The sequence below is a fragment of the Streptomyces polygonati genome (genome assembly GCF_042650325.1).
In the GTDB taxonomy this organism is placed as follows: Bacteria; Actinomycetota; Actinomycetes; order Streptomycetales; family Streptomycetaceae; genus Actinacidiphila; species Actinacidiphila polygonati.
This window is the reverse complement of the sequence record NZ_JBHSBB010000008.1, coordinates 16,181-37,415: the sequence shown is the minus strand read 5'-3', so window position 1 is coordinate 37,415 and position 21,235 is coordinate 16,181. Positions and strand designations below refer to the sequence as shown.

17 protein-coding genes and 4 tRNA genes are annotated in these 21,235 nt (G+C 72.6%); 9 read left to right on the top strand and 12 right to left on the bottom strand.

The window, feature by feature from the left end; all coding sequences use genetic code 11:
- The first annotated feature begins 91 nt into the window (after positions 1-91).
- From ACFO3J_RS08880 to ACFO3J_RS08870, 3 genes are all read left to right on the top strand, one after another.
- Positions 92-1,660 (top strand): long-chain-fatty-acid--CoA ligase, encoded by a 1,569-nt coding sequence (locus ACFO3J_RS08880; protein WP_386427866.1) that lies wholly within the window; start codon positions 92-94, stop codon positions 1,658-1,660.
- Between the two features lie 106 nt (positions 1,661-1,766).
- Positions 1,767-2,573 (top strand): thioesterase II family protein, encoded by an 807-nt coding sequence (locus tag ACFO3J_RS08875; RefSeq protein ID WP_386427864.1) that lies wholly within the window; start codon positions 1,767-1,769, stop codon positions 2,571-2,573.
- 100 nt (positions 2,574-2,673) lie between these two features.
- On the top strand, positions 2,674-3,063 hold the full coding sequence (locus ACFO3J_RS08870) for a nuclear transport factor 2 family protein (protein WP_386427863.1): 390 nt from the start codon (positions 2,674-2,676) through the stop codon (positions 3,061-3,063).
- Positions 3,064-3,216: 153 nt separating this feature from the next.
- Here the strand turns inward: ACFO3J_RS08870 and ACFO3J_RS08865 are convergent, their stop codons facing one another.
- The 7 genes from ACFO3J_RS08865 to ACFO3J_RS08835 form a co-directional block, all read right to left on the bottom strand.
- Entirely contained in the window at positions 3,217-4,104 is an 888-nt protein-coding gene (locus ACFO3J_RS08865; protein ID WP_386427861.1) for an AfsR/SARP family transcriptional regulator, read from the bottom strand.
- 42 nt (positions 4,105-4,146) lie between these two features.
- Complete coding sequence (locus ACFO3J_RS08860; protein ID WP_386427860.1) at positions 4,147-4,971, bottom strand: helix-turn-helix domain-containing protein; 825 nt, start codon at positions 4,969-4,971, stop codon at positions 4,147-4,149.
- 193 nt (positions 4,972-5,164) lie between these two features.
- Positions 5,165-5,253: transfer RNA gene (locus tag ACFO3J_RS08855), tRNA-OTHER, on the bottom strand.
- Positions 5,254-5,316: 63 nt separating this feature from the next.
- Positions 5,317-5,405, bottom strand: a tRNA-OTHER gene (locus tag ACFO3J_RS08850).
- A 63-nt stretch (positions 5,406-5,468) separates the two neighbouring features.
- A tRNA-OTHER gene (locus ACFO3J_RS08845) sits at positions 5,469-5,557 on the bottom strand.
- 63 nt (positions 5,558-5,620) lie between these two features.
- Positions 5,621-5,709, bottom strand: a tRNA-OTHER gene (locus tag ACFO3J_RS08840).
- A 172-nt stretch (positions 5,710-5,881) separates the two neighbouring features.
- Positions 5,882-7,297, bottom strand: a complete 1,416-nt coding sequence (locus ACFO3J_RS08835) for an FAD-binding oxidoreductase (RefSeq protein ID WP_386427858.1) — start codon at positions 7,295-7,297, stop codon at positions 5,882-5,884.
- A gap of 324 nt (positions 7,298-7,621) precedes the next feature.
- On the opposite strand from ACFO3J_RS08835, the gene ACFO3J_RS08830 reads away from it, so the two are divergent.
- The 3 genes from ACFO3J_RS08830 (at position 7,622) to ACFO3J_RS08820 (ending at position 8,941) form a co-directional block, all read left to right on the top strand.
- On the top strand, positions 7,622-8,314 hold the full coding sequence (locus ACFO3J_RS08830) for a DedA family protein (RefSeq protein WP_386428285.1): 693 nt from the start codon (positions 7,622-7,624) through the stop codon (positions 8,312-8,314).
- An 85-nt stretch (positions 8,315-8,399) separates the two neighbouring features.
- Positions 8,400-8,618 carry a hypothetical protein gene (locus ACFO3J_RS08825; RefSeq protein ID WP_386427856.1) on the top strand — a complete coding sequence of 73 codons (219 nt, stop codon included), beginning with the start codon at positions 8,400-8,402 and terminating at the stop codon, positions 8,616-8,618.
- Between the two features lie 77 nt (positions 8,619-8,695).
- Positions 8,696-8,941 (top strand): DUF6480 family protein, encoded by a 246-nt coding sequence (locus ACFO3J_RS08820; protein WP_386427855.1) that lies wholly within the window; start codon positions 8,696-8,698, stop codon positions 8,939-8,941.
- 19 nt (positions 8,942-8,960) lie between these two features.
- Here ACFO3J_RS08820 and ACFO3J_RS08815 read toward each other — a convergent pair whose 3' ends face one another.
- Positions 8,961-10,325 carry a M1 family metallopeptidase gene (locus tag ACFO3J_RS08815; RefSeq protein WP_386428283.1) on the bottom strand — a complete coding sequence of 455 codons (1,365 nt, stop codon included), beginning with the start codon at positions 10,323-10,325 and terminating at the stop codon, positions 8,961-8,963.
- Between the two features lie 289 nt (positions 10,326-10,614).
- Between ACFO3J_RS08815 and ACFO3J_RS08810 the strand changes: the two genes are divergently transcribed.
- On the top strand, positions 10,615-11,076 hold the full coding sequence (locus tag ACFO3J_RS08810) for a cupin domain-containing protein (RefSeq protein ID WP_386427854.1): 462 nt from the start codon (positions 10,615-10,617) through the stop codon (positions 11,074-11,076).
- A 248-nt stretch (positions 11,077-11,324) separates the two neighbouring features.
- Here the strand turns inward: ACFO3J_RS08810 and ACFO3J_RS08805 are convergent, their stop codons facing one another.
- The 3 genes from ACFO3J_RS08805 to ACFO3J_RS08795 all read right to left on the bottom strand — a co-directional run bounded on the left by ACFO3J_RS08805 (position 11,325) and on the right by ACFO3J_RS08795 (position 14,261).
- Positions 11,325-12,245, bottom strand: coding sequence for an alpha/beta fold hydrolase (locus ACFO3J_RS08805; RefSeq protein ID WP_386427852.1), 921 nt, complete (start codon positions 12,243-12,245; stop codon positions 11,325-11,327).
- Between the two features lie 80 nt (positions 12,246-12,325).
- The gene (locus ACFO3J_RS08800; protein ID WP_386427851.1) at positions 12,326-13,378 is read right to left on the bottom strand and encodes an alpha/beta fold hydrolase; all 1,053 of its coding nucleotides are present in this window, start codon (positions 13,376-13,378) and stop codon (positions 12,326-12,328) included.
- Positions 13,379-13,463: 85 nt separating this feature from the next.
- On the bottom strand, positions 13,464-14,261 hold the full coding sequence (locus tag ACFO3J_RS08795) for an alpha/beta hydrolase (RefSeq protein WP_386427849.1): 798 nt from the start codon (positions 14,259-14,261) through the stop codon (positions 13,464-13,466).
- Between the two features lie 171 nt (positions 14,262-14,432).
- Here ACFO3J_RS08795 and ACFO3J_RS08790 point away from each other — a divergent pair, with 171 nt between their 5' ends.
- Positions 14,433-17,192, top strand: a complete 2,760-nt coding sequence (locus ACFO3J_RS08790; RefSeq protein WP_386427848.1) for a helix-turn-helix transcriptional regulator — start codon at positions 14,433-14,435, stop codon at positions 17,190-17,192.
- Positions 17,193-17,274: 82 nt separating this feature from the next.
- Complete coding sequence (locus tag ACFO3J_RS08785; RefSeq protein WP_386427846.1) at positions 17,275-20,091, top strand: helix-turn-helix transcriptional regulator; 2,817 nt, start codon at positions 17,275-17,277, stop codon at positions 20,089-20,091.
- A 42-nt stretch (positions 20,092-20,133) separates the two neighbouring features.
- Here ACFO3J_RS08785 and ACFO3J_RS08780 read toward each other — a convergent pair whose 3' ends face one another.
- Positions 20,134-21,138 (bottom strand): hypothetical protein, encoded by a 1,005-nt coding sequence (locus ACFO3J_RS08780; protein WP_386427844.1) that lies wholly within the window; start codon positions 21,136-21,138, stop codon positions 20,134-20,136.
- Positions 21,139-21,235: the final 97 nt, after the last annotated feature.

Sequence of the window (21,235 nt, the reverse complement as noted above, 5' to 3'; positions counted from 1 at the left end):
CCGGCGGGTGGCCCGCGAGGCCACCCGCCGGGCGACCGGCCGCGATTCCCCTTCCGGTGCGACCGGACCGACGGACGGAAGCGACAGTCCCATGATCGAGCCCACCGACCCCATTCGTAAGGAACCCGCGACCCTGCACGCCAGGCTCGCCCTGCACGCGCGTACCCAGCCCGACCATGTCGCCGTGATCTGCGAGGACCGCGAGGTGACGTACGCGCGGCTGCACCAGGAGAGCAACCGCACCGCCCACGCCCTGCTCGCGGCCGGGCTCGGCCGCGGGGCGCGGGTGGCCTACCTCGGACGCGAGTCCGAGCACTACTACGACATCGCGCTGGCCTGTGCGAAGGCCGGCACCGTCCTGGTCCCGGTCAACTGGCGGCTGACCGCCGCCGAGGTGGACCACGCGCTGCGCGATTCGGGCGCCGAATTCGCTTTCGTGGAACCCCGGCTGGCCGGGGTGCTGGAGCGGGTACGCGACGGGCTGCCCGAGCTGAAGACCGTGGTCTCCCTGGACGAGGACGATCAACTGGGCGCCGGCCTGCTGCGCTGGAAGGCGGGCAGTCCCGACACCGATCTCGACCCGGGCACCACCACCGACGACGCCGTGTTCCAGATGTACACCAGCGGCACCACGGGACTGCCCAAGGGCGTCGTGCTCGCCCACCGCACCTACTTCACCTTCGCCGAGGCGATGGGCGCGGCCGGCCTCGACTGGATCGACTGGCTTCCCGAGGACCGGGCGCTGATCTCCTTCCCGGGTCTGCACTCGGGCGGCATCGCCTGGTTCATGTTCGGCATCGTGGCCGGATCGACCAATGTGGTCATGCGGATGTTCGTCGCCGAAGAGGCGGTCCGGCTGATCAAGCGGCACCGGATCACCAACACCTTCGCCGCCCCGGCGATGCTCGGCATGATCCTGGACGAGGCCGCCGCCAGCCCCGAGGCGTTCGCCTCGCTGCGCAAGGTGGTCTACGGCGGCGCCCCGATGCCGGCCGAGCTGATGCGGCGCTGCGTCAAGGAGTTCGGCTGCGAAGTGGTCCAGATGTACGCCTCGGCGGAGACCGGGAGCGTCGTCACCTGCCTGACCTCGGCCGAGCACCTGGCCGGCGGCCCCAAGGCCGGCTCGGCGGGCCGGGTGTGCCCCGGCAACAAGGTGCGGATCATCGATGAGCACGGCGAGGAACTGCCGACCGGCCAGATCGGACGGATCACCTTGTGGACCCCGGCCACCTTCGTCGAGTACTGGCGCAATCCCAAGGCGACCAGTGAGGCCCTGCACGACGGCTGGCTGTACATGCCGGACGCCGGCTATGTCGACGCCGACGGCTATCTGTTCATCTGCGACCGCATCAACGACATGATCATCGTCGCCGGGCAGAACATCTACCCGGTCGAGGTGGAGAACGCGCTGTACGCGCACCCGGCGGTGGCCGAGGTCGCGGTGGTCGGCATGGCCGACGAACGCTGGGGCGAGATCGCCAAGGCGGTCGTGGTGCTGCGGCCCGGTCTGGAGGCGACGCCGCGGGAGTTGTCGGTGTCGCTGCGCGGCCGGATCGCCGACTTCAAGATCCCCACCCGCTGGGAGTTCGTCAGCGCGCTGCCGCGCAATCCCACCGGCAAGGTGCTGCGGCGCGAACTGCGCGACCCGATCCGAAGCTGATTCCGACACCGATATCCCTGCGCTGATCCGACGCCGAGAAGACGCTGACGCGACGCCGATCCGCCTGCCGATCCGACGCCGATCCGAGGCGCTGAGAGGAACGACGATGCACGACCACGTGACGGCACGGGACCAGCCGGCATCCGGTCACTCCGGAGCCGCGTCCGGGCAGTGGTTCTCACCGGTCGACGCGCCCGCGGGCGCGATCCGGGTGTTCGCGTTGCCGCACGCGGGCGGCGCCTCGGTGATGTACCGGGAGTGGAACGACCTGCTGCCGGCGGACATCTCCCTGCAGGCGGTGCAGTTGCCGGGCCGGCAGGACCGCAGGTTCGAACCGGCGGACCTGACGATCGAGCCGCTGGTGGAGTCCCTGCGGGACGCGCTGCTCGCCGAGCTCGACGACCGCCCGTTCGCCCTGTTCGGGCACTCCATGGGCGGGTTGGTCGCCTACCGGCTGGCGCTGGAGCTGGAGCGGGCCGGTGACCCCACGCCGATCCTGATCGGCGCGGCCGCCTGGTCGCCGGAGGGATTCACCATGCCGACCCAGGAGAAGATCAGCCTGCCCGAGGACGAACTGGTGGCCTGGCTGCTCAGCCTCGGTTCGCTGCCCCCCGAGATCTACCAGGACCCGGCCGTGATGGCGCTGACCATGCCGGCCACCCGGGCGGACCTGACGGTCTGCGCCAACTACACGGACGACGGAGCCCGTGTCGACTGCCCGGTCATCGCCTACACCGCGACCGACGACCCGCTGATGGAGCCCGGCGCCGCACGCTCCTGGGCCACCCGCAGCTCGGCCTACCTGGGTGAATGCACCTTCCCCGGCGGCCACTTCTTCATCCACGACCAGGCCCTGCCGATCACCCTCGACCTCACCCGCCGGCTGCGCAAGGCCCTCGTCACCGCTTCATGACGCGCGTTCCGCGGCCGGCCCCTCACCACCGGGTCTCCTGACCCGGCCTCCACCGCACGACCTTCCACCACCGGAGTCACCCCACCAGAGGAGAGGCACCATGCCCATCGGAGTGAACAGCAAGTACAACGCGATCGTCGACCGCTACATGGCGATGTGGAACGAGAGCGACCCGGTCCTGCGCCGCAAGCTCGTCGAGGACGTCTGGGCCGAGGACGGCGCCTACTTCAACCGCCTGTTCGTGGCCCGCGGCCACGACATCCTGGAGGCCGCGGTCGCCACCGCCCACGAGGAGTACTTCTCGAAGGGCTTCTCCTTCAAGTCGCAGAACGACGCCTACGGGCACCACCGCGGGGTCAAGTTCGGCTGGGTCATGATCACCACGGCCACCGGTGAGGTCGACACCTTCGGGCAGGACTTCATCATCCTCGACGAGGACGGCCGGATCACCATGGACTACCAGTTCGGCATGAAGCCGCCGTCGCTGTGAAGAGCGTGCCGGACCACCTCGGCAGCGAGGTGACGGCACTGCCCGGGCCCCCGGACTCGACCGACGCCGTCGGTTGATCCGGGGGCCCAGCACTTCGCCCCGCCGGGCCTGGCCCGGCGGGGCGAAGTGCTGGGGAAGGTCGGATGCCCGGTGCTACAGGCGGGCGAACGAGCGGCCGCCCTCGGAGGGCCGGTGGCCGGGCGCGGCGGCCGCCGCGGTGCGTCGCCGGGAGCCGGCGAGGGTCCGCACGGTGCCGGTGTCCGGGGCCTCCAGGATGGAGTCGTGCTCCAGCACCGCCCGCTCGTGGTCGCGCAGCGCGCGTGACGGCCCGGTACCGGCCGCCTCCCCCACCTGTTCGCGGGCGTGGCGGTAGATCTCCAGCGCCTCGGCCTGCCGGCCGGACCGGTAGAGCGCGGTCATCAGCTGCTCGCAGTACCGCTCGCGGAAGGAGGACCGGGCGATCACCAGCTCGGTCAGCTCCCCGATGATCGCGCCGTGCCGGCCGAGGGCCAGCTCCGCGTCGAAGCGGATCTCCAGCACCCGCAGCCGGGCCTGCTCGTACAGCCGGGCGCTCTCCTGGCAGATCGGACCGCCGACGATTCCGCCGAGCGCCGGACCGCGCCAGCGCCGCAGGGCCTGGCCCACCCGGGCGACCACCTGCTCGGGCGGGAGAGTGCCCGCCTCCCGCTCCAGAGCGGCGGCCTCGGCCAGGAAGAGCTGGGCGTCGACTTCCTCGTCCAGCACGTCCAGCCGGTAGCCGGACAGCGGCATGAGCGCCAGCCGTCCGTGCGGCCGGTCCGGTTCGAGCCCTCGAAGTTTGCGCCGAAGTCTGCTGATGTGGGCCTGCAGGGCGTTGACCGGGTTCGACGGCGGGGCCTGGCCCCAGAGCTCGTCGATCAGGACGCCGGCCGGGAACACTCTTCCGCGGGCGCTCAGCAGGGTGATCAGCAGGGTGTCCTGGAAGGAACCCTCACCCGGAGAGGTGGTGCCGGTCTTCTCGGAATATATTTCGAGCGGCCCGAGAATACTGAACAGGACCATGTGAATTCCCCCGAACTTTACCGAATAGGCCTGGTCTGTGCGTTACTCCTTGGATTCGGCTGGCATATGCGCCAAGCCGCCGTGCAGTGCCGCGACGGTTTCTGGATCCGCCGGGAAGAAGGACTCGATGACCATCTCGGCGACCGTGATGTCGAGCGCGGTGCCGAAGGTGGCCAGCATGCCGAAGAAGGACAGCGTCCGGTCCCCCTGCCGCAGGTTCAGCGGCACGAAGATGTCGCCGGGACCCGGCATGTCGAGCTCGGGTTCCGGCTGGTCACAGGGGTAGTCGCGGAGCTCTTCGTACAGCGCGACGGCTTCGTCGTCCCGGGCCGCCTTGCGGCGCATCCGGTGCATCAAGTGGGCTCGCCACTCACCGAGGTTGGTGATCCGCGGTGCCATCCCGTCGGGATGGAGGGTCAGCCGGAGCGCGTTGATCGGCGGCTCCAGCAATTCGGGAGCGACGCCTTCGGTGAACAACGAGAAACTGCGGTTGGCGTCCACGATGTCCCAGTTGCGGTCGACCATGATCGCCGGGTAGGGATCGTGGCCCTTCAGTATCTGGCTCACCGCGGTACGCACGGCGCTCATCTGCGGGGCGTCCAGCGGGCTCTCGGGGTAGACGGGTGCGTAACCGGCGGCCAGCAGAAGGATGTTACGGTCCCGCAGGGGGATGTCGAGCTGACCCGAGAGATGTACCACCATCTCCCGGCTGGGCTTCGACCGGCCGGTCTCCAGGAAGCTGAGGTGCCGGGTGGAGACCTTGGCGAGGCCCGACAGGTCGAGCTGGCTGAGCCGCCGGCGCTCCCGCCACTGGCGCAGAAGGTGGCCGATCGGCGGCTGGAGGTACATGTCGGTCGTCGCTGTCATCAGCCGTGACCTTCCCCGCTGTCTTTTCTCGAAGTAAATCGGGTGCCAACGTATCGCAGCGCGGGAACCGGCACCATTACCCGAGAGGTAATCCGGCCTGGCCGGAGGCGCGCGGGTCCCGCACACGACGAACCGCCGACCGGTCCCGGATGCGGTCTCCCGGACGGATCGGCGGCACGTTGTCGAGCGGCGGCGGAGAGGGCAGGATTCGAACCTGCGTGGGCCATACAACCCACCCGAGCCAAGGCACGGATCCCGTTAGGCCGCTACGGGAACCTCTCCAACAACACCTCCCCACCCAGAGCAACCCACACCCCGGACAAGTCAGCGCCACAGCACGAGCAGCGGAGAGGGCAGGATTCGAACCTGCGTGGGCCATACAACCCACCCGAGCCAAGGCACGGATCCCGTTAGGCCGCTACGGGAACCTCTCCAACAACACCTCCCCACCCAGGACAACCCACACCCCGGACAAGTCAGCGCCACAGCACAAGCAGCGGAGAGGGCAGGATTCGAACCTGCGTGGGCCATACAACCCACCCGAGCCAAGGCACGGATCCCGTTAGGCCGCTACGGGAACCTCTCCAACAACACCTCCCCACCCAGAGCAACCCACACCCCGGACAAGTCAGCGCCACAACACGAGCAGCGGAGAGGGCAGGATTCGAACCTGCGTGGGCCATACAACCCACCCGAGCCAAGGCACGGATCCCGTTAGGCCGCTACGGGAACCTCTCCAGTACCACGCTCCGGCTGGGGTGGTGGTCTTCGTCGCCACCCTCACCGTCGCGCTGTTTCCTTCTGACAACAACTATGCCGCACCGCCCCTGACCTGCGACTGACGCATGACTGACAGCTTTTCAGGGGTCCTGGACCCGCCCGCCGCACCGGCCTTCGGCGCCGGCCGGCCTCACCCGGCCGGCGGGATGGTGTGGCTCTTGCGGAACATGTTGTCGGGGTCGAAGCGGGCCTTGACGTCCCGCAGCCGCTCATAGGTCGCGGGCCGGAACGCGCCCCGGATTCCGCTCTCCGTGGCGTCCGAGGGCGCCAGGAAGTTGGCGTGCTTGTGGTCGCTCAGCCACGGCCGCAGCGCGTCGAGCAGGTCCAGGCCGACCGCGCTGCGCTCCTCACCGTCCCCTTGCGCCACGACGGTGGAGAGGATGATCAGGAACTCCGCGTCGAGCGGGTCCACCGCGCTGGGCTGCCTGCCCTCGGACACGGCCAGCGCGCCGCCGAGATGGCGGAAGTCGATGATGTTGACGCCCGGCTCCGCGTCAGGACCGGCCACCCGGACGATCGCCTCCGCCGCCTCCGGCGGCATCTCCTTGAGCAGGGCGAACTGCTCGACCGTGGCGATGGGCCGCGCGGGCCCGGGAGCGATCAGGCCGAATTCCCGGTAGGGCCGGTCCTCGACCATGTCGAGCAGTACGGGAGCGGCGTCCCTGAGCGGTGCGATGAGACGCTCGCCCTCGACGGGATCGCCCAGATAGGAGACGCGGACATGGACCATCACCGGCTCCCACGGGGCGGCGTGAAAGGCCGGCGGGGCGGCGGGCATCCGCAGGACGGCCACCGAGGACATCAGGTTGTCCGGCGCCCGCTCCGCCAACGCGCGGTAGGCGTCGAGCACTTCCCGCAGGTTGTAGCCGGAGAAGAACAGGCCCCCCGCGTACAGCCGGTCGACCGGGAAGAGCCCGAACTCCAGGGCGGTGACCACTCCGAAGTTGATCTTTCCGCCGCGCAGCGCCCAGAAGAGGTCGGTCTCGGTGTCCGCCGAGGCGTGCCGCAACTCCCCGTCGGCGGTCACCACATCGATCGAGCGAACCTGATCGGCCGCCCAGCCGTAGGCACGCCCCAGCGTCACGCTCAGGCCGCCGCCGAGGGTGTATCCGACCACCCCCACCGAGGGAGCTGAGCCGGTGAGCGGCGCCAGACCGTGCGCGGCGGCCTCGTCGACCGCCTGCTGCCAGCGCACGCCCGCCTCGACCCGCGCCGTCCGCGCCGCCTGATCGATCGTCACGCCCGTCATCCGCCGGGTGGTGATCAGCACGCCCTCGGTGACCGGACGGGCGGGGCCGTGCCCGGTGGCCACCACCGCGACCGGAAGGCCGTGTTCCCGGGCGAACCGGACCGCCGCCTGCACATCGACGGCGTCCGTGGCCCCGACGATCACATCGGGTTCGTACCGCAGCGACAAGTTGATCGTCGACGCCTCGTCACCGAAGCCGATCTCCCCGGCCCGCAGCACCGGTCCGGACACGCGTGCCGCGAGAGCCGCCACGTCGTCCGCGGTGATGTCACGGCGGGCGTTCGGTGTCGCAGCCAAGGGTCTCTGCCTTTCGGTCCGCCGTCGGGTCGCACAAGAACAGCTACGTTATACCCGATATACGGACAAACCTTCCGAAGGGCGGGCCCAGGGCGATCAGGCACGGCCGGCACGGCGCCGGGACACGCGCGTGCGGCCCCAAGGCCACCGGGATGCAGCCGGAGGGGACCGGGACGTTTATCGTGAGATCTTGCTCGCCCGATGAGGGCGCTGAGCGAAGAGTCTGACTCCTACATGCCGTAGAAGTCGTCCGGGGCCGGACCGATTCCGGGGTGGGAATGTTGGGGAAGGTTGCCGGGCGTGATAACTGACGCGGTCAATCCGATGGACGGCTCCCAGGTGCTGACGAGTTTCGGCGCGCTGGGCGTCCTGCTGGTGATCTTCGCCGAGTCGGGGCTGCTGGTGGTCGGCTTCTTCCTGCCCGGGGACACCCTGCTCTTCCCCGCCGGGCTGCTGTGCGCGGGCGGCCGCCCGGGTCCCCATCTGTCGCTGTGGCAGGTATTGGTGTGCGGCGCCGTCGGGTCCATCGCCGGCGCCCAGTTCGGGTTCCTGATCGGACGGCGGGGCGGCGCCGCGCTCCTGGCCCGCAGCGACAACCGGCATCTGGAAAAGGCCGTGGCGCGGGTCGAGGAGATGCTGTCCCGGTACGGCTACGGGAAGGCGATCGCGCTGGGCCGGTTCGTACCCATGCTGCGGACGGTGCTGAGTCCGGCGGCGGGAGCCCTGGGCGTCCCGGTGCGCACCTTCACCATCTGGCAGACGGTCGGGGCCCTGGCCTGGTCGCAGAGCCTGGTACTGGCGGGCTACGCGCTGGGCACCTCGGTCCCGCACATCGACCACTACCTGCTGCCGCTCGTCGCCTTCATCGTGGTCGTCTCCCTGCTGCCGCTGCTGGTCGAGATCCGCCGCGCCCGGCGGCAGCGGCAGCAGGGCCAGGGGGAGGACCAGGAACACGAGGGGGAGCGGGGGCGGTCCGGCTCCACCCGGGACGACCGCGCCCCGCAACGCCGGGACTGATCCGCGGCGCGACCGCGCGGGCACCGGGCGGCGCCGCCCGACGGCCCGTCATCAGGACACCGCACACCACCGAAAGGGGCCGGCCATGGCTGAGCAGGGCACGCACTTCTGGTTCATGAGCATCCAGACGTCGAACGCGGACGGCACCACCTTCGTGGGCTCGTACCAGGGCACGATCACCCCGTCGCGCGGCAGGACGCGCCTCGACCTGTTCACCCAGATCCGCGCCGACATCAACGAGCGGGATCTGCTCACCCAGGGCGGCGCCGTCCTCGCCTTCGACATCCAGCCGAACAAGGTCTGAGGGTTCGCCCCGGCGGCGACGGGTAGCCGAAGGTCTTACGGACCTCGTACCTGAGCCGCATGATCGGAGGACCGGCCATGGCGATCAGCCACCCCAGGCCCGAGAACCCGCACCTGTCGGACGAAGGCCTGAGCGTCCCGGAGGACGCCCTGCAGCGGCCCGGCCAGACCCCGCCGGCCGAGTCGGGGGTCTCCGGTCTGGACGCACCGGAACGAAAGGCCCTCAGCCGGGGCTGGGGACCGGCGCCGGTCACCGTCATCATGATCGTCGTCGCCGTGTTCCTGGCCGGACTGCTCGGGCGGGCCATCGAACTCATGGTGTGACCCGCCCGGCGGCGCCGGTCTACGGCTGGGCGGGCTTGCCGGCCGTGTAGAGCCAGGTGTGGAAGAGCGGTCCGAGGTCCTTGCCGGACACCTTCTCACTCAGGGTGATGAACTCGGCGGTGGTGCCGTGACCGTACCGGTGGCTGCCGGCCCAGCTCTTCAGGATGGTGAAGAAATGGGCGTCCCCGACCGCGGTACGCAGTTCCTGCAGGGTCATCGCGCCCCGGGTGTAGACGGGCGAGGCGAAGATGTTCGCCCCCGTGCCCGGATCAGCGGTCGGGAACGCCCACAGGCTGCTGGTGGCCGGTCGCGCGTAGTAGCCGTCGAAGCGGGCCTGCGCGCTCTGCTCGCCGTGCTGCTCGTCCCAGAGCCACTCGGCGTAGGTGGCGAAGCCCTCGTTGAGCCAGATGTCCTGCCAGCTGGTCAGGCTCACCGAGTCGCCGTACCACTGGTGCGCGGTCTCGTGGACGACCGTGCCGACATCCGGCGCGCGGTCGTAGACCGGCCTGGTCTGCGTCTCCAGCGCGTAGCCCACATCAGGGGCGTGGTCGACGATGGCGCCGGCCGCGGCGAAGGGATAGGGACCGAACAGCTTGGTCTCCCAGTCCAGGATCGCGGGGATCTGGGCCAGCGCCGGGGCGGCGGCGGTCGCCTCGCGCGGGTCCACGGCGTTGTAGACGGGGATGCCGGAGGCGGTGGTGTAGCGCTGGACGTCGAATTTCCCGATCGTCGCCGTCGCGAGGTAGGCGGCCATGGGCTCGGCCTGATGCCACCCGAAGGTCGTCCTGCCGCCCTTGCTCCGCTGCGAGGTCAGGACGCCGTTGGCCACCGCGGTGTATCCGGTCGGCACGGTGATCCGGAACGTGTACGAGGCCTTGTCCTTCGGGTGGCTGTCACTGGGGAACCAGGACATGGCGCCCTGGGGTTCGCCCGCGACGAAGGCGCCGTCGTCGGTGGATATCCAGCCGTCCGGGGATCCGTCGGGGTCCGTGACGTTCTCCGGCACGCCGCCGTAGGAGACCTCGACCCGGAAGGTCTCTCCCCGGCGCAGCGCCTTGCGGGGCGTGATCACGAGTTCCTGGCCCGTACGCGTCCAGCGGGCCGTCCGGCCGTCCACCCGGACGGCGTGCACCGTCAGTCCCGACAGGTCGAGGTCGAAGGTCTTCAGCCCCTGCGACGCGCGCGCGGTGATCTCGGCGTCGCCGTCCAGCCGGCGGGTGGCCGGGTCGTAGGCGAGGTCGAGGTCATAGTGCCGGGTGGTGTAGCCGCCGTTTCCGGACAGCGGGAAGTACGGGTCGCCCTGGCCCGGCGCGCCGCGCTCTCCGAGGACCGCCGCCACGGCGGTGCTCTCGGTCGAGAGCGTCACGCCGGTGATCGCCAGCACCGCGACAGCGGCGCCCAGGAATCCGGAACGGACGGATCGGCGGCGCGGCCGGGCGCCGGAAACGCGGGAGGGGGCAGCGAGCACGTGCACTCCTGGGACGAGGCGGCGGGTCCGGAAGACGATCACATGAATGCGCGCTCACCTTATGGCCCCGCCGACGCGCCGACAAGGCTGCCCCGGCCCCCGCGGCACACCGTAACGAGCCCATGACCAGGCATCCTTGACGGGGTAGCGGACAGACGGAACGAATCGAGCAGACCTGACGAACAGGACGGACAGCTTCATGACCATGGCCTATCTCGCACAGGCGGATCAGCAGCAGAAGCTCGAATGGCTGGACGGCGGGCAGTTCGCCGTCCTGCTGGACAGCGCCGCCACCGGCGGGCAGCTGACCGTCGGGCGGTTCACCGTCAGCAAGGGCGAGGCACCGCCCTACCACATGCACACCCGTGAGGACGAGGTCTTCATGCTGGTCAAGGGCAGCGCCCTGCTGTGGTCCGACGACCAGGAGATGGAACTGTCCGAGGGCGGCATCGTCTTCCTGCCCCGGAACGTCCCGCACAGTTACCGGATCACCTCCGACACCGCCGATCTGCTGATGATCTGCACCCCCGGCGGCATCGAGGGCATGTTCCGGCACGCCGGGCGGGACATGAGCGCTCCTCGCCCCGAGGGCTTCGAGATCTCCCGCGACCGCATGGCCGAAGCGGCGGACCTGTACGGCCAGGTCATCGTCGGACCGCCGCGCTGACCTCGGCGCGGCCGCCGGCCTCCGCGCGTGGCGGTACGGGAGGCGCCGACGGGCGCGCGCCCCGGTGGCGGGCGGAGTCCGTCCTCCGGCCGGCCGCACCCACCACGGTCGCGCCGGCCCGGTCGCGGGTGCCAGGGAGAGTGCTGCCTGTGCGGGCCGGTACCAGGCAGGCGGCCGCCACCGGCGGCACGCCGGAAACCGGGACCGCGCGCGGCGGCCCCGGTCGGGAGGATCCGGGCGGGATCGGCTCAGGTGGTGGCGTCGGCCGCGGCGGTGATGAGGTCGGCGGTACGGCCGGGGTGGGAGATCATGACCACGTGCGAGGCGCCCTTGATCTCGACAGTGCGGGCGCCGGCGCGCTTGGCCATCAGCCGTTCGGCGGCCGCCGGGATGGCCTGGTCGGAGCCGGCCACCAGATACCAGGACGGGATGGTCTTCCAGGCGGGTACGCCGCTGGGGGTGGACAGGGCGGCCAAGGTGACGGGTCGCTGGGTCGCGGCCATCAGCCTGGTCGTCGAGGCGGGCAGGTCGCCGGCGAACACCTCGCGGAAGTGCGCCGGGTCGACATACGCGTCGACGCCGGTGCCGCCCTCCGCCGTCGGGAAGGGCCGGGTGAGGATGTTCGCGCCGAGCTGGCTGCCGGGGAACTCGCCGGTCAGGGCCAGGGCGCTCTCACCCTGTTCGGGGGCGAAGGCGGCGATGTAGACCAGTGCCCTGACGTTGGCGTGGCCGACCGCGGCGTTGGTGATGACCTCCCCGCCGTAGGAGTGGCCGACCAGGACAACCGGTCCGGGGATGGTGTCCAGGACGCTGGAGATGTAGGCCGCGTCGGTGGTGAGGTCGCGCAGCGGGTCGGCGGGCGCGATGACGGGGTAACCGTCCCGCACGAGGCGGGTGATGACGCCGTTCCAACCGGAGGAGTCGGCGAAGGCGCCGTGCACCAGGACGACCGTCGGCTTGGGACCGTGGGATCCGCGGGTGCCCGATCCGGCGTGCGCCCGGGGTGTCACCGCGTGCGTGGCCGAGGTCGTGGAGGCGGTGGCCGCCGCTGAGGCGGCGGTGGAGGCGGCCGGGATCGCCAGCACGGCGACCGCCAGCATCGCCGGGATCACGACCCGCTTACGGGGCCGGAGGTGTCTGCCGGCGCGCACTGCCGTGGTGTCGGTCATGAGGGACTCCTTCGGGTGGGGCGGACTGGGCTGGCGTACGGGGTGCTGACGCGATGGCGGGGGGCCGGTGCGGCCGGGTCTCAGGACCGCCCCAGGAAGTCCAGGAGGATCGCGGTGAGTTCGGCGGGGTGCTCCTCGTACATCCAGTGGCCGGAGTCGGGGACGACGACTCCCGTGACGTCGGTCGCGTACTGGCGCACCTGGTCGGGGACGAAGTCGCCGAGGCTGCCCTGGGCGCCGATCGCCAGCACCGGCATGGTGAGCCGAGTCCGCTGGTAGACCGCGTCGTTGCGGATGTCCTCGGGGAGGGTGCGGAACCACGCCAGGCTCGCCTCCAGGTGGGCGGGGTCGCGCAGATAGCTCGCGAAGACCTTGATCTCGTCCGGGGTGACCGCGCCCTTCCGGACTTCGAGGTCGTCGATGAACTTGTCGGTCCACAGCGTCTCCCGGCCGCTGATGAGGTCCTCGGGAAGGCCGTTGGTGAGGGCGAAGAAGCCGAAGTGCCAGGCACCGGGGCCGTCGGCGGTCAGGGACGGGAACCCGTAGACGGAGGGATCGGGGATGGGCGCTTCGCTGAGCACCAGCCGGGTGACGTCCCGCGGGTGCGCGGCGGCGTACGAGTAGGCGACCATCGTGCCGATGTCGTGCCCGACGATCCTGATGTCGTGGTCGCGACCGATCTTCACCAGCAGTCCGTGGATGTCGGCGGCGAGGGTCTTCTTGTCGTATCCCGTGGCCGGGGCGTCGCTCTTCCCGGCCCCCGGCAGGTCGGGGGCGATGACGGTGTAGTGCTCGGCGAGGGCCGGCATGATGTGCCGCCACTCGTACCAGGTCTGCGGATAGCCGTGCAGCAGCACGAGGGTGGGGCCGTGGCCGCCGATGACGTAATGGACGCCCAGCGAGCCGACCCGGACCTTGTGCTCGGTGAATCCGGCCGGCAGCTGCTCATGGGCGGACGCCGAGGACGCCGCGGTGACCGGGGCCGCCGAGGTGACCGGGGACGCCGCGGACCGGGCCGGCCCGGAGGACGGGTCGGCCTGGGCGCTGACAGCGGTGGCGGTGATCGCGATCGTGGCGGCCAGCGCCAGCGGGAGCAGGACCCGCCGTCGGGAGAAGGCAAGGGGGAGGCGCACAGCGGACTCCAGGTGAGGGAAGGGGAGGATGGCCCGGCGCGGGCTCTGCCGCCCGCGCCTGCGGGCCGGAGCGGGTGTCTACGGGTCAGAGCGCCTGCTTGCGCAGCCAGTCCAGCGCGGTGTCGGCGACCGCGCGCCAGCCGCTGTCGATGGTCAGGGAGTGGCCGCGGTCCGGGAACTCGACGAGGTCGGTGACCGCCTCGGAGTGGCGGTACTGCTTCAAGGTGGCCCTGGTGACGGCTTCGGGCACGGTGTGGTCCCTGCTGCCGGTCATCAGCAGCAGGGGTCCGCGCGAGCCGTTGCCGGTGGCGACCTCGGCCGGCGAGTGCGGGGTGAAGTTGGCCGCGGCGGCCTCGAACAGCGGCTTGCCCGGCGCGGGGATCGTCCACTTCTCGTACAGCCGCGCCGACTCCTCCTCGGGCAGCGCGTTGCCGAACGCGAAGCGGAACTGCTCGGCGGTCAGGCTCACCGCGCGGTGCCGGTTGGCGGGGTTCTTGAACACCGGCAGGGTCGAGCGCAGCGCGGACAGCGGCAGCGGCAGGACGCCCTTGATCTGGGCCGCGTCGATGGCGACCGCGGCGGCGGCCAGGTCCTGGCCGAGGAGTTTCTGCGCGATCAGGCCGCCGAAGGAGTGCCCCACCAGGACCGGCTTGACCGGCATCCGGCCGATGATCGCGGCGAAGTGGCCGACCACGTCGTCGATACCGTGATCGGCGATGCTCTCCGGGTTGTCGCGGGCTTCCTGGACGGTGTCGGGGTCGCCCGGCCAGCCCGGCGCGGAGGGTGCGTAGCCCTCCGCCTCGAAAAGGTCGATCCAGGGTTGCCACGATGTGGCGTGCAGCCACAGACCGTGGATGAACAGGACCGGAACCGGTGTCGTCATGGACTGCCCTTCGAAGCCGCGGTAACTGCTGGCCGGGCCAGCACACCATCGGGGCACCGGTGTTCGTACCGTGGAAAGACCCCAGTCCCCCGTCATCGATCCTGTGTTCCCCCTATGATCGGGGGCAGCGCACGGCGGCACACGCCCGGCATTTCCTGAGGGAGGATGTGGGTGCGACTGGTCGGACGCGAGGCGGAGACGGCACGTCTGCGGGCGGTGGCGGACGGCGTGCGCGAGCACGGCGGCGCCTTGGTGTTACGGGGCGCGGCCGGTGCCGGGAAGTCCGCGCTGCTGTCGGAGGCGGCGGAGTACGCGGCCGCGGGCGGTGTGCGGGTGCTGAGCGTGTCCGGTGTGGAGTCCGAGACGCGGCTGCCGTTCGCCGGGCTCCAGCGGCTGCTGTATCCGCTCCGGGCCGCCGCCGAACTGCTGCCGGTCGCCGATCGGGAGGTGCTGCGCGCCGCGCTGGGCGGGGCGGACCCGGCGGTGCCGGACGGCTACCGCGTCGCCCTGACGGTGCTGGACCTGCTCGTCGGGGTCGCGAGGCAAGCCCCGGTGCTGCTGATCGCGGAGGACGCCCACTGGCTCGACGACCGCACCACCGAGGTGCTCGTCCTGCTGGCCAGGCGGCTGGAGTGCGAACGGGTCGTCCTGCTGGCCGCCGTCCGCGATGGGTACGACGCGCGGCTGGACGCCGCCGGGCTGCCCGAGCTGGCCGTCGCCCCGCTGACCGAGGAAGCGGCGGCGGCGCTGCTGGACCGCCACTCCCCCGGCCTTGAGCCGGAGTCACGGGAGCGGTTGCTGGCCGCGGCGGCGGGCAACCCGCTCGCGCTCACCGAACTGCCGGGTGCGTGGGCCGGGTTGGAGCGGCCGGACGAGGGCGCTTTCCTATCCGAGCCCTGGCTGCCGCTGACGGCCCGGCTGGAGCGGGCGTTCACCGGGCGGTTCGCCGCGCTGCCCGCGCCGACCCGGGCCCTGCTCCGGATCGCCGCGCTCAACGACGGCGCCTCGCTGGCCGAGACGCTGGCGGCGGCGCGCCGCGCGACCGGCGACCGGCCCGGCGAGGAGCCCGACGACCGGCCCGGGGTCGAGGACCTCGTGCCCGCGGTCGGCGCGCTGCTGGTGGAGACCGACGGAGTGGAGCTGCGGTTCCGGCATCCGCTGACCCGCTCGGCGATCCGTCAGGGCATGACCCTGCCCGAACGCCGGGCGGCGCACGCGGCGCTGGCCGACGTCCTCGCCGGGCAGCAGGACCGCCGCAGCCGGCACCGGGCGGCGGCGGCCCCGCCGCCGGACGAGACGGTCGCCGCCGAACTGCAGGCGAGCGCCGCCCGCGCCGAGCGCCGGGGCGCCACCGGCGCCGCGGTGGCGGCGCTGGAGCAGGCGGCCCGGTTCAGCGAGGACCCGGTGCTGCGGGCCGAACGGCTGCTGCTGGCGGCCGACTTCGCGGTCGAACTGGGGCGCCGCGAGGTCGTCGCCCGGCTGCTGGCCGAGGCCTCGCAGGTCGAGCTGTCGCCGCAGCAGCGGGCCCGGGTGGTGTGGATCGGCGGAAGCTTCGACGAGGGCCTGCGCAACCCCACCGCGGACGCCGGCACCCTGGCGGCGCTCGCCGCGACGGTCGCCGCCGCCGGGGACACCTACCTGGCGGTGCGCGTCCTGTGGAGCGCGGCCCAGCTCTGCTACTGGAGCGAACCGGGCGCCGGGGCCCGGCGGTTCGTGGTCCGCGTCGCCGAGGGGATGGACCTGGACGAACTCGACCCCTGGCTGCTGGCGATCCTCGCCTACGCCGCTCCGATCGAGCGCGGCGCGGTCGTCATCGAACGCCTGCGGCGCCGGGGCCCGAGTCCGTACGACGACGCGCGGACCGACCGGATGCTGGGCACCGCCGCGCTGCTGGTGGGTTCCTACGACCTGGCCCAGAGCCTGTCCGCCGCCGCGGCGACCGGACTGCGCCGACAGGGCCGGCGCGGACTGCTGGCGCGGGCGGTGGGCGCGGAGGCGTCCAGCGCGGCGCTGCTCGGGGACCTGGCCACCGCCGTACCCGCCGCGGCGGAGTCCGGCCGGCTGGCGCACGAGACGACCCAGCCGTATCTGTACGGCCTGATGCGGGCGGTCGAGGCGGCGGTGGCGGCGCTGCGCGGGGACCGGGACCGGGCGGCGGCCTTGGCGGCGGAGGCCGAGCAGGCCGGACTGCCGGTCGGGGCGCGGCCGGTGCTGGCCCGGGCGCAGCTGGCCCGCGGCCTGGCGGCGCTCGGCGCGGGGGAGTTCGCCGAGGCGTACGCCCAGCTGCGGCGGCTGCACGACTCCGCCGATCCCTGCTACCACCTGGCGCTGCGCTGCTACGCGGTCGGTGACCTCGCCGACGCCGCCGTCCACTGCGGCCGGGGTGCGGAGATCAGCGGCATCATGCGGGAGATGGAGGCGGTGGGCCTGGCCACGCCGTCACCCGCGCTGCACGCCGGCCTGCGCTTCGCCCGCGCGCTGCTGGCCGCCGACGACGAGGCCGAGGAGCTGTTCGCGGAGGCGCTGGCCGCCGATCTGACCCGGTGGCCGTTCGCCCGGGCCCGGGCGCAACTGGCCTTCGGCGAATGGCTGCGCCGGCAGCGGCGGGCCGCCGATTCCCGGGCGCCGCTGCGGGCCGCCCGCGAGGCGTTCGACGCCCTGGGGGCGATCCCGTGGAGCGAGCGGGCCCGCCAGGAGATGCGGGCCTCCGGCGAGGGCAGCAGGCGCCGCCGCCCCGAGGAGCAGGCCCGGCTCACCCCGCAGGAGCTCCGGATCGCCCGGATGGCGGCCGAAGGGCTCACCAACCGGGAGATCGGCCAGAAGCTGTACCTCTCGCACCGGACCGTCAGCTCGCATCTGCACCGGATCTTCCCCAAGCTCGGCGTGGCGTCCCGCGCCGAGCTGTCCATGGCCGTCCGCCCGCTGGCTTGAGGGCTCGTCGTGGGCCCGCGGCGGTGAAGTACCGTCATGTGACGCTCGCAGCGGCGCGCCCGCCTTCCTTACCGTCCACCCCATGGAGAAGCTGCTGGCCCCGGCCGACGACGGGGTGACGAGCGGGCGGCGCGCCGCCGTGCCGCGTCCGCTGCTGGGACGGTCCGAGGAGCAGCGGCTGCTGGACGACGTACTCGACAAGGTCCGGGACGGCCTGAGCGGTGTCCTGGTGCTCGTCGGCGAGGCGGGCATCGGCAAGACCCGGCTGCTGGACTACGCGGGCGAGACCGGAGCCGACCTGCGGGTGCTGCGGCTGTCCGGGGTCGAATCGGAGGCGCGTCTCGGCTTCGCCGCCCTGCACCGGCTGCTGCGGCCTTTCCTGCCGCGGCTGGACCGGCTGCCGGGGCCGCAGCGGGACGCGCTGCGGTCGGCGTTCGGGCTGGCCGACGGTCCGGCCTCGGACCGCTATCTGGTCGGCCTGGCCACCCTTACGCTGCTCGCCGACGTCGACTCCCCCGCGCCGCTGCTGTGCCTGGTGGACGATGTGCAGTGGGTGGACGGCGAGTCGGCGCACGCGCTGGCGTTCCTCGGACGGCGGCTGTTCGCCGATGGTGTCGGGCTGGTGGTCACCGGGCGGGAGGGCGAGGCCGGCCTCGGTCCGTTCGCGGGGCTGCCCGTGCGCCGGCTGACCGGCCTGGCCGACGACGACGCCAGGGCGCTGCTCGCCGCGAGCGTCGCCGGGCGCCTGGACCCCGCGGTGGCCGGGCGGGTCGTCGCGGACACCGGGGGCAATCCGCTGGCGCTGATCGAGCTGGCCGACGAGCTGGCGGGACGCCAACTGGCCGGTGTGGCACCGCTGCCGCAGCCGCTGCCGGTGAGCCGTCTGCTGGAGGCGCACTTCCTGCGCCGGGTGCTGGCCCTGCCGGAGGCGACCCGGTCGCTGCTGCTGGTCCTGTCGGCCGCGCCGCAGGACGATCCCGCCGTGCTCTGGCGGGCGGCGGCCCTGCTCGGTCTGTCCGCCGACGCGATGGATCCGGCGGTGGAGCACGGAGTCCTGTCGCGGCAGCGCCATCCCGCCTTCCGCCATCCGCTGATCCGCTCGGCGGTCCACGCGGGAGCCCGGCCGGCCGAGCTGCGCCGGGTGCACGGGGCACTGGCCGCCGGGACCGATCGGGACACCGCCCCCGACCGCCGGGCCTGGCACCTGGCGGAGGCCGCGGTCGGTCTCGACGAGGAGGTCGCGGGAGAACTGGAGCAGGCGGCCGAGCGCGCCAGGAACCGCGGCGGCTACGCGGCGCAGGCCATCTTCCTCGCCCGCGCCGCCGAACTCACCCCCGATCCGCAGGACCGGGCCAAGCGCTTCCTCGCCGCCGCCCAGGCCCACCTCGTCATCGGTGACGCGGCCATGGCCCGCACCGTGCTCGACCAGGCTGGGCCGGTGTCCGGCACACCGGTGACGCGCGCCGCGGCCCAGCGGCTGCGCGCGGCGCTGGCGTGGGTCCTCGGGCGGGCCACCACCACGCCGTCCCTGCTGATACCGGCCGCCGTGGAGGTCGCGCCGTGGGACGAACGGCTGGCCCGCGACATGGTGTTCGAGGCGATGGTGGCGGCGATGCTGACCCGCGAGTACACCGTGGGCGTGACGCTCGACGAGCTGGCCCGCACGGTGCGCGCCATGCCCTGGAACCGCTCGCTGCCCGCGTCGGTCCCCGACCTGCTGGTGGCCGCGTACACCACCCGTATCGCGGAAGGCTACGCGCCGGCCGTCCCGAAGCTGCGGACCGCGGTGGAGGCGCTGCGCTCCAGTGACCTGGGGCAGTCGGGCCTGCCGATGGCGCTGCTGAGCTATGTCGCCGCCGAGGATCTCTGGGACGACGCCGGCTGCTGGGAGGTGCCGGAGCGGATCTCCTCGTTCAGCCGCGACCAGGGCGCGCTGCACGCCCTCAATGTGACGCTCTACGCGCTGGCCGCCTCCGAGGTGTGGGCGGGCCGTTTCACCAGCGCGGAAGCCTACTTCGGGGAGGCCGCCGAGATAGGCCGGGCGATCGGGATGCCCGCGCAGGGCTCGTCGCACCGGGTGGAGCTGCTGGCCTGGCAGGGCCGTGAGGCGCAGACGCGGGAGGCCGCCGGGATCGCGATGCGCGAATGGGCCGAGCGGTTCGGCCACGCGGTGATGGCCAGCCACGCCCACTATTCGCTGACCATCCTGGAGCTGGGGGCCGGCCGCTACCGCGAGGCGCTGTCCTGGGCCCTTCGCGGCTTCGCCGCGGATGTGCCGGGGCAGGGCAACCGGCTGCTGCCGGACCTGGTCGAGGCCGCCGTCCGCGCCGGTGACCACGCCGCGGCCTCGGCCGCCCTGCGCCGCGTCGAGGAGCGCGCGCCGCTGAGCGGGACGCCGTGGGCGCTGGGTGTGCTGGCCCGGTGCCGGGCGCTGACGGCCGACGACGACCGGGCCGGTGATCTCTACGAGGAGGCCGCCGAGCACCTCGGCAAGACCCGGATCGTCACCGAACTCGCCCGCACCCACCTGCTGCACGGCGAGTGGCTGCGGCGGCGCCGGCGCCGCAGCGACGCCCGGGTACCGCTGCGGGCCGCGTACGGGATGTTCACCGACATGGGCGCCGTCGCCTTCGCCGAACGCGCCCGTCTGGAGCTGCTGGCCACCGGCGAGCACGCGCGCAGGCGGACCGCCGTGGCCGACCGGGACCTCACTCCTCAGGAGGGGCAGGTGGCCGCTCTCGCGGCGGGCGGTGCGACCAACGCCGAGATCGCCACCCGGCTCTTCGTCACCGTCTCCACGGTCGAATACCACCTCAACAAGGTGTTCCGGAAGCTCGGCATCACCTCGCGGCGCCAGCTGGCCTCGGTCCTGCGGCCCGGTCCGGCGGACGGGATCTGACCGGCGTCCGGCCGGTACCCGAGCGGCGTCCGAGCGGCACGGTCAGCGGCCGACGCGGGCGCGCCAGGCCAGGAAGGGCACCAGCGGGGATCGGGCGTCGAGGTGCCGCCAGGGGTCCTCGGTCGCCCTGCTGCCGAGCGCCCGGAAGAGCGGGCGGGCGGCGCGGTGGTCGCCGGCCAGCGCGAACGCCATCGCGAAGGTGTTGAAAGCGAGGGTCCAGTCCCGCTGGCGGACGAAGTCCGGGTGGTGGACCGAGCGATCGGCGGCCTCGTGCAGGGCGCCGAGCACCTGGGGGCTGCCCAGATAGAGGGATTCGGGATCGCCGCCGAGGTGCAGCCACTCCTCCAGGTGGGCGACGGCGACGAGTTCACCCAGCCGGCTGCCCTTGGGGGCGGCGAGCATCGCGGCGCGGGCGAAGGCGTGCGTCCGCTCGGGTGAGCCGCCCGGCTGCCGGGAGAGCTGCCGCAGGTACTCGCGATGCGCGGCGGCGTGGCCGGGGGCCTGGCGGCAGGTCGCCTCGAACCGGCGCTCGGCGACCTCGGGGCCGGACTGGAGGCCGCGAGCGCAGATCTGCAGGAAGTACCAGGGCGCCGCCCAGGACGGCTCACGCTCAGCTGCCTCGAACAGGTGTTCCTGGGCGGTCTCCAGCCGGCCGCGGAAGAGTGCGCGCTGCGGCTCGGACACGGCCTGGAACCGGCCCCGGGCGTGCCAGGCCCAGCCGACCTGCCGGGCGCCGGCGACCAGCAGCGCCAGCGGGTCGGCCGGCTCGCCGGGCCCGGCGGCGATCACCTCGCCGATCCACCGCTCGATCCCCGCGACGTTCCGCAGGCCCTCGGCCAGGAAGGTCAGATCCTCCCCCTCCCGCGCGGCGGCCAGCTGCCCGCGGATCACCGGCCACTTCCCGGCGCCGCCCACCAGGGCCGCCGCCCGTATCTCCGCGAGCCGCGGATCACCGAACGACAGGTCGATCGGGGGCGGGGGCCTGCGCCGGAGCAGAAATCTGTCGCCCTCGGGGCGGCGGACGGCCAAGCGGGCGTACCACACCATACGACGCCTCCCCTGACCTGGTGGTTCGTGGCCGACGCGGAGCCGGCCCGACTGCCCTTCCCTGTGCAGTATCCATCACGCCGGCCCCGCGCGGACA

What these genes read in the sequence shown, in the direction of transcription:
- ACFO3J_RS08795 (WP_386427849.1), bottom strand. Translation starts at nt 14,261, where the DNA reads ATGACGACACCGGTTCCGGTCCTGTTCATCCACGGTCTGTGGCTGCAC.
- ACFO3J_RS08820 (WP_386427855.1), top strand. Translation starts at nt 8,696, where the DNA reads ATGGCGATCAGCCACCCCAGGCCCGAGAACCCGCACCTGTCGGACGAA.
- ACFO3J_RS08880 (WP_386427866.1), top strand. Translation starts at nt 92, where the DNA reads ATGATCGAGCCCACCGACCCCATTCGTAAGGAACCCGCGACCCTGCAC.
- ACFO3J_RS08875 (WP_386427864.1), top strand. Translation starts at nt 1,767, where the DNA reads ATGCACGACCACGTGACGGCACGGGACCAGCCGGCATCCGGTCACTCC.
- ACFO3J_RS08810 (WP_386427854.1), top strand. Translation starts at nt 10,615, where the DNA reads ATGGCCTATCTCGCACAGGCGGATCAGCAGCAGAAGCTCGAATGGCTG.
- ACFO3J_RS08780 (WP_386427844.1), bottom strand. Translation starts at nt 21,138, where the DNA reads ATGGTGTGGTACGCCCGCTTGGCCGTCCGCCGCCCCGAGGGCGACAGA.
- ACFO3J_RS08805 (WP_386427852.1), bottom strand. Translation starts at nt 12,245, where the DNA reads ATGACCGACACCACGGCAGTGCGCGCCGGCAGACACCTCCGGCCCCGT.
- ACFO3J_RS08870 (WP_386427863.1), top strand. Translation starts at nt 2,674, where the DNA reads ATGCCCATCGGAGTGAACAGCAAGTACAACGCGATCGTCGACCGCTAC.
- ACFO3J_RS08825 (WP_386427856.1), top strand. Translation starts at nt 8,400, where the DNA reads ATGGCTGAGCAGGGCACGCACTTCTGGTTCATGAGCATCCAGACGTCG.
- ACFO3J_RS08830 (WP_386428285.1), top strand. Translation starts at nt 7,622, where the DNA reads ATGGACGGCTCCCAGGTGCTGACGAGTTTCGGCGCGCTGGGCGTCCTG.
- ACFO3J_RS08860 (WP_386427860.1), bottom strand. Translation starts at nt 4,971, where the DNA reads ATGACAGCGACGACCGACATGTACCTCCAGCCGCCGATCGGCCACCTT.
- ACFO3J_RS08865 (WP_386427861.1), bottom strand. Translation starts at nt 4,104, where the DNA reads ATGGTCCTGTTCAGTATTCTCGGGCCGCTCGAAATATATTCCGAGAAG.
- ACFO3J_RS08785 (WP_386427846.1), top strand. Translation starts at nt 17,275, where the DNA reads ATGGAGAAGCTGCTGGCCCCGGCCGACGACGGGGTGACGAGCGGGCGG.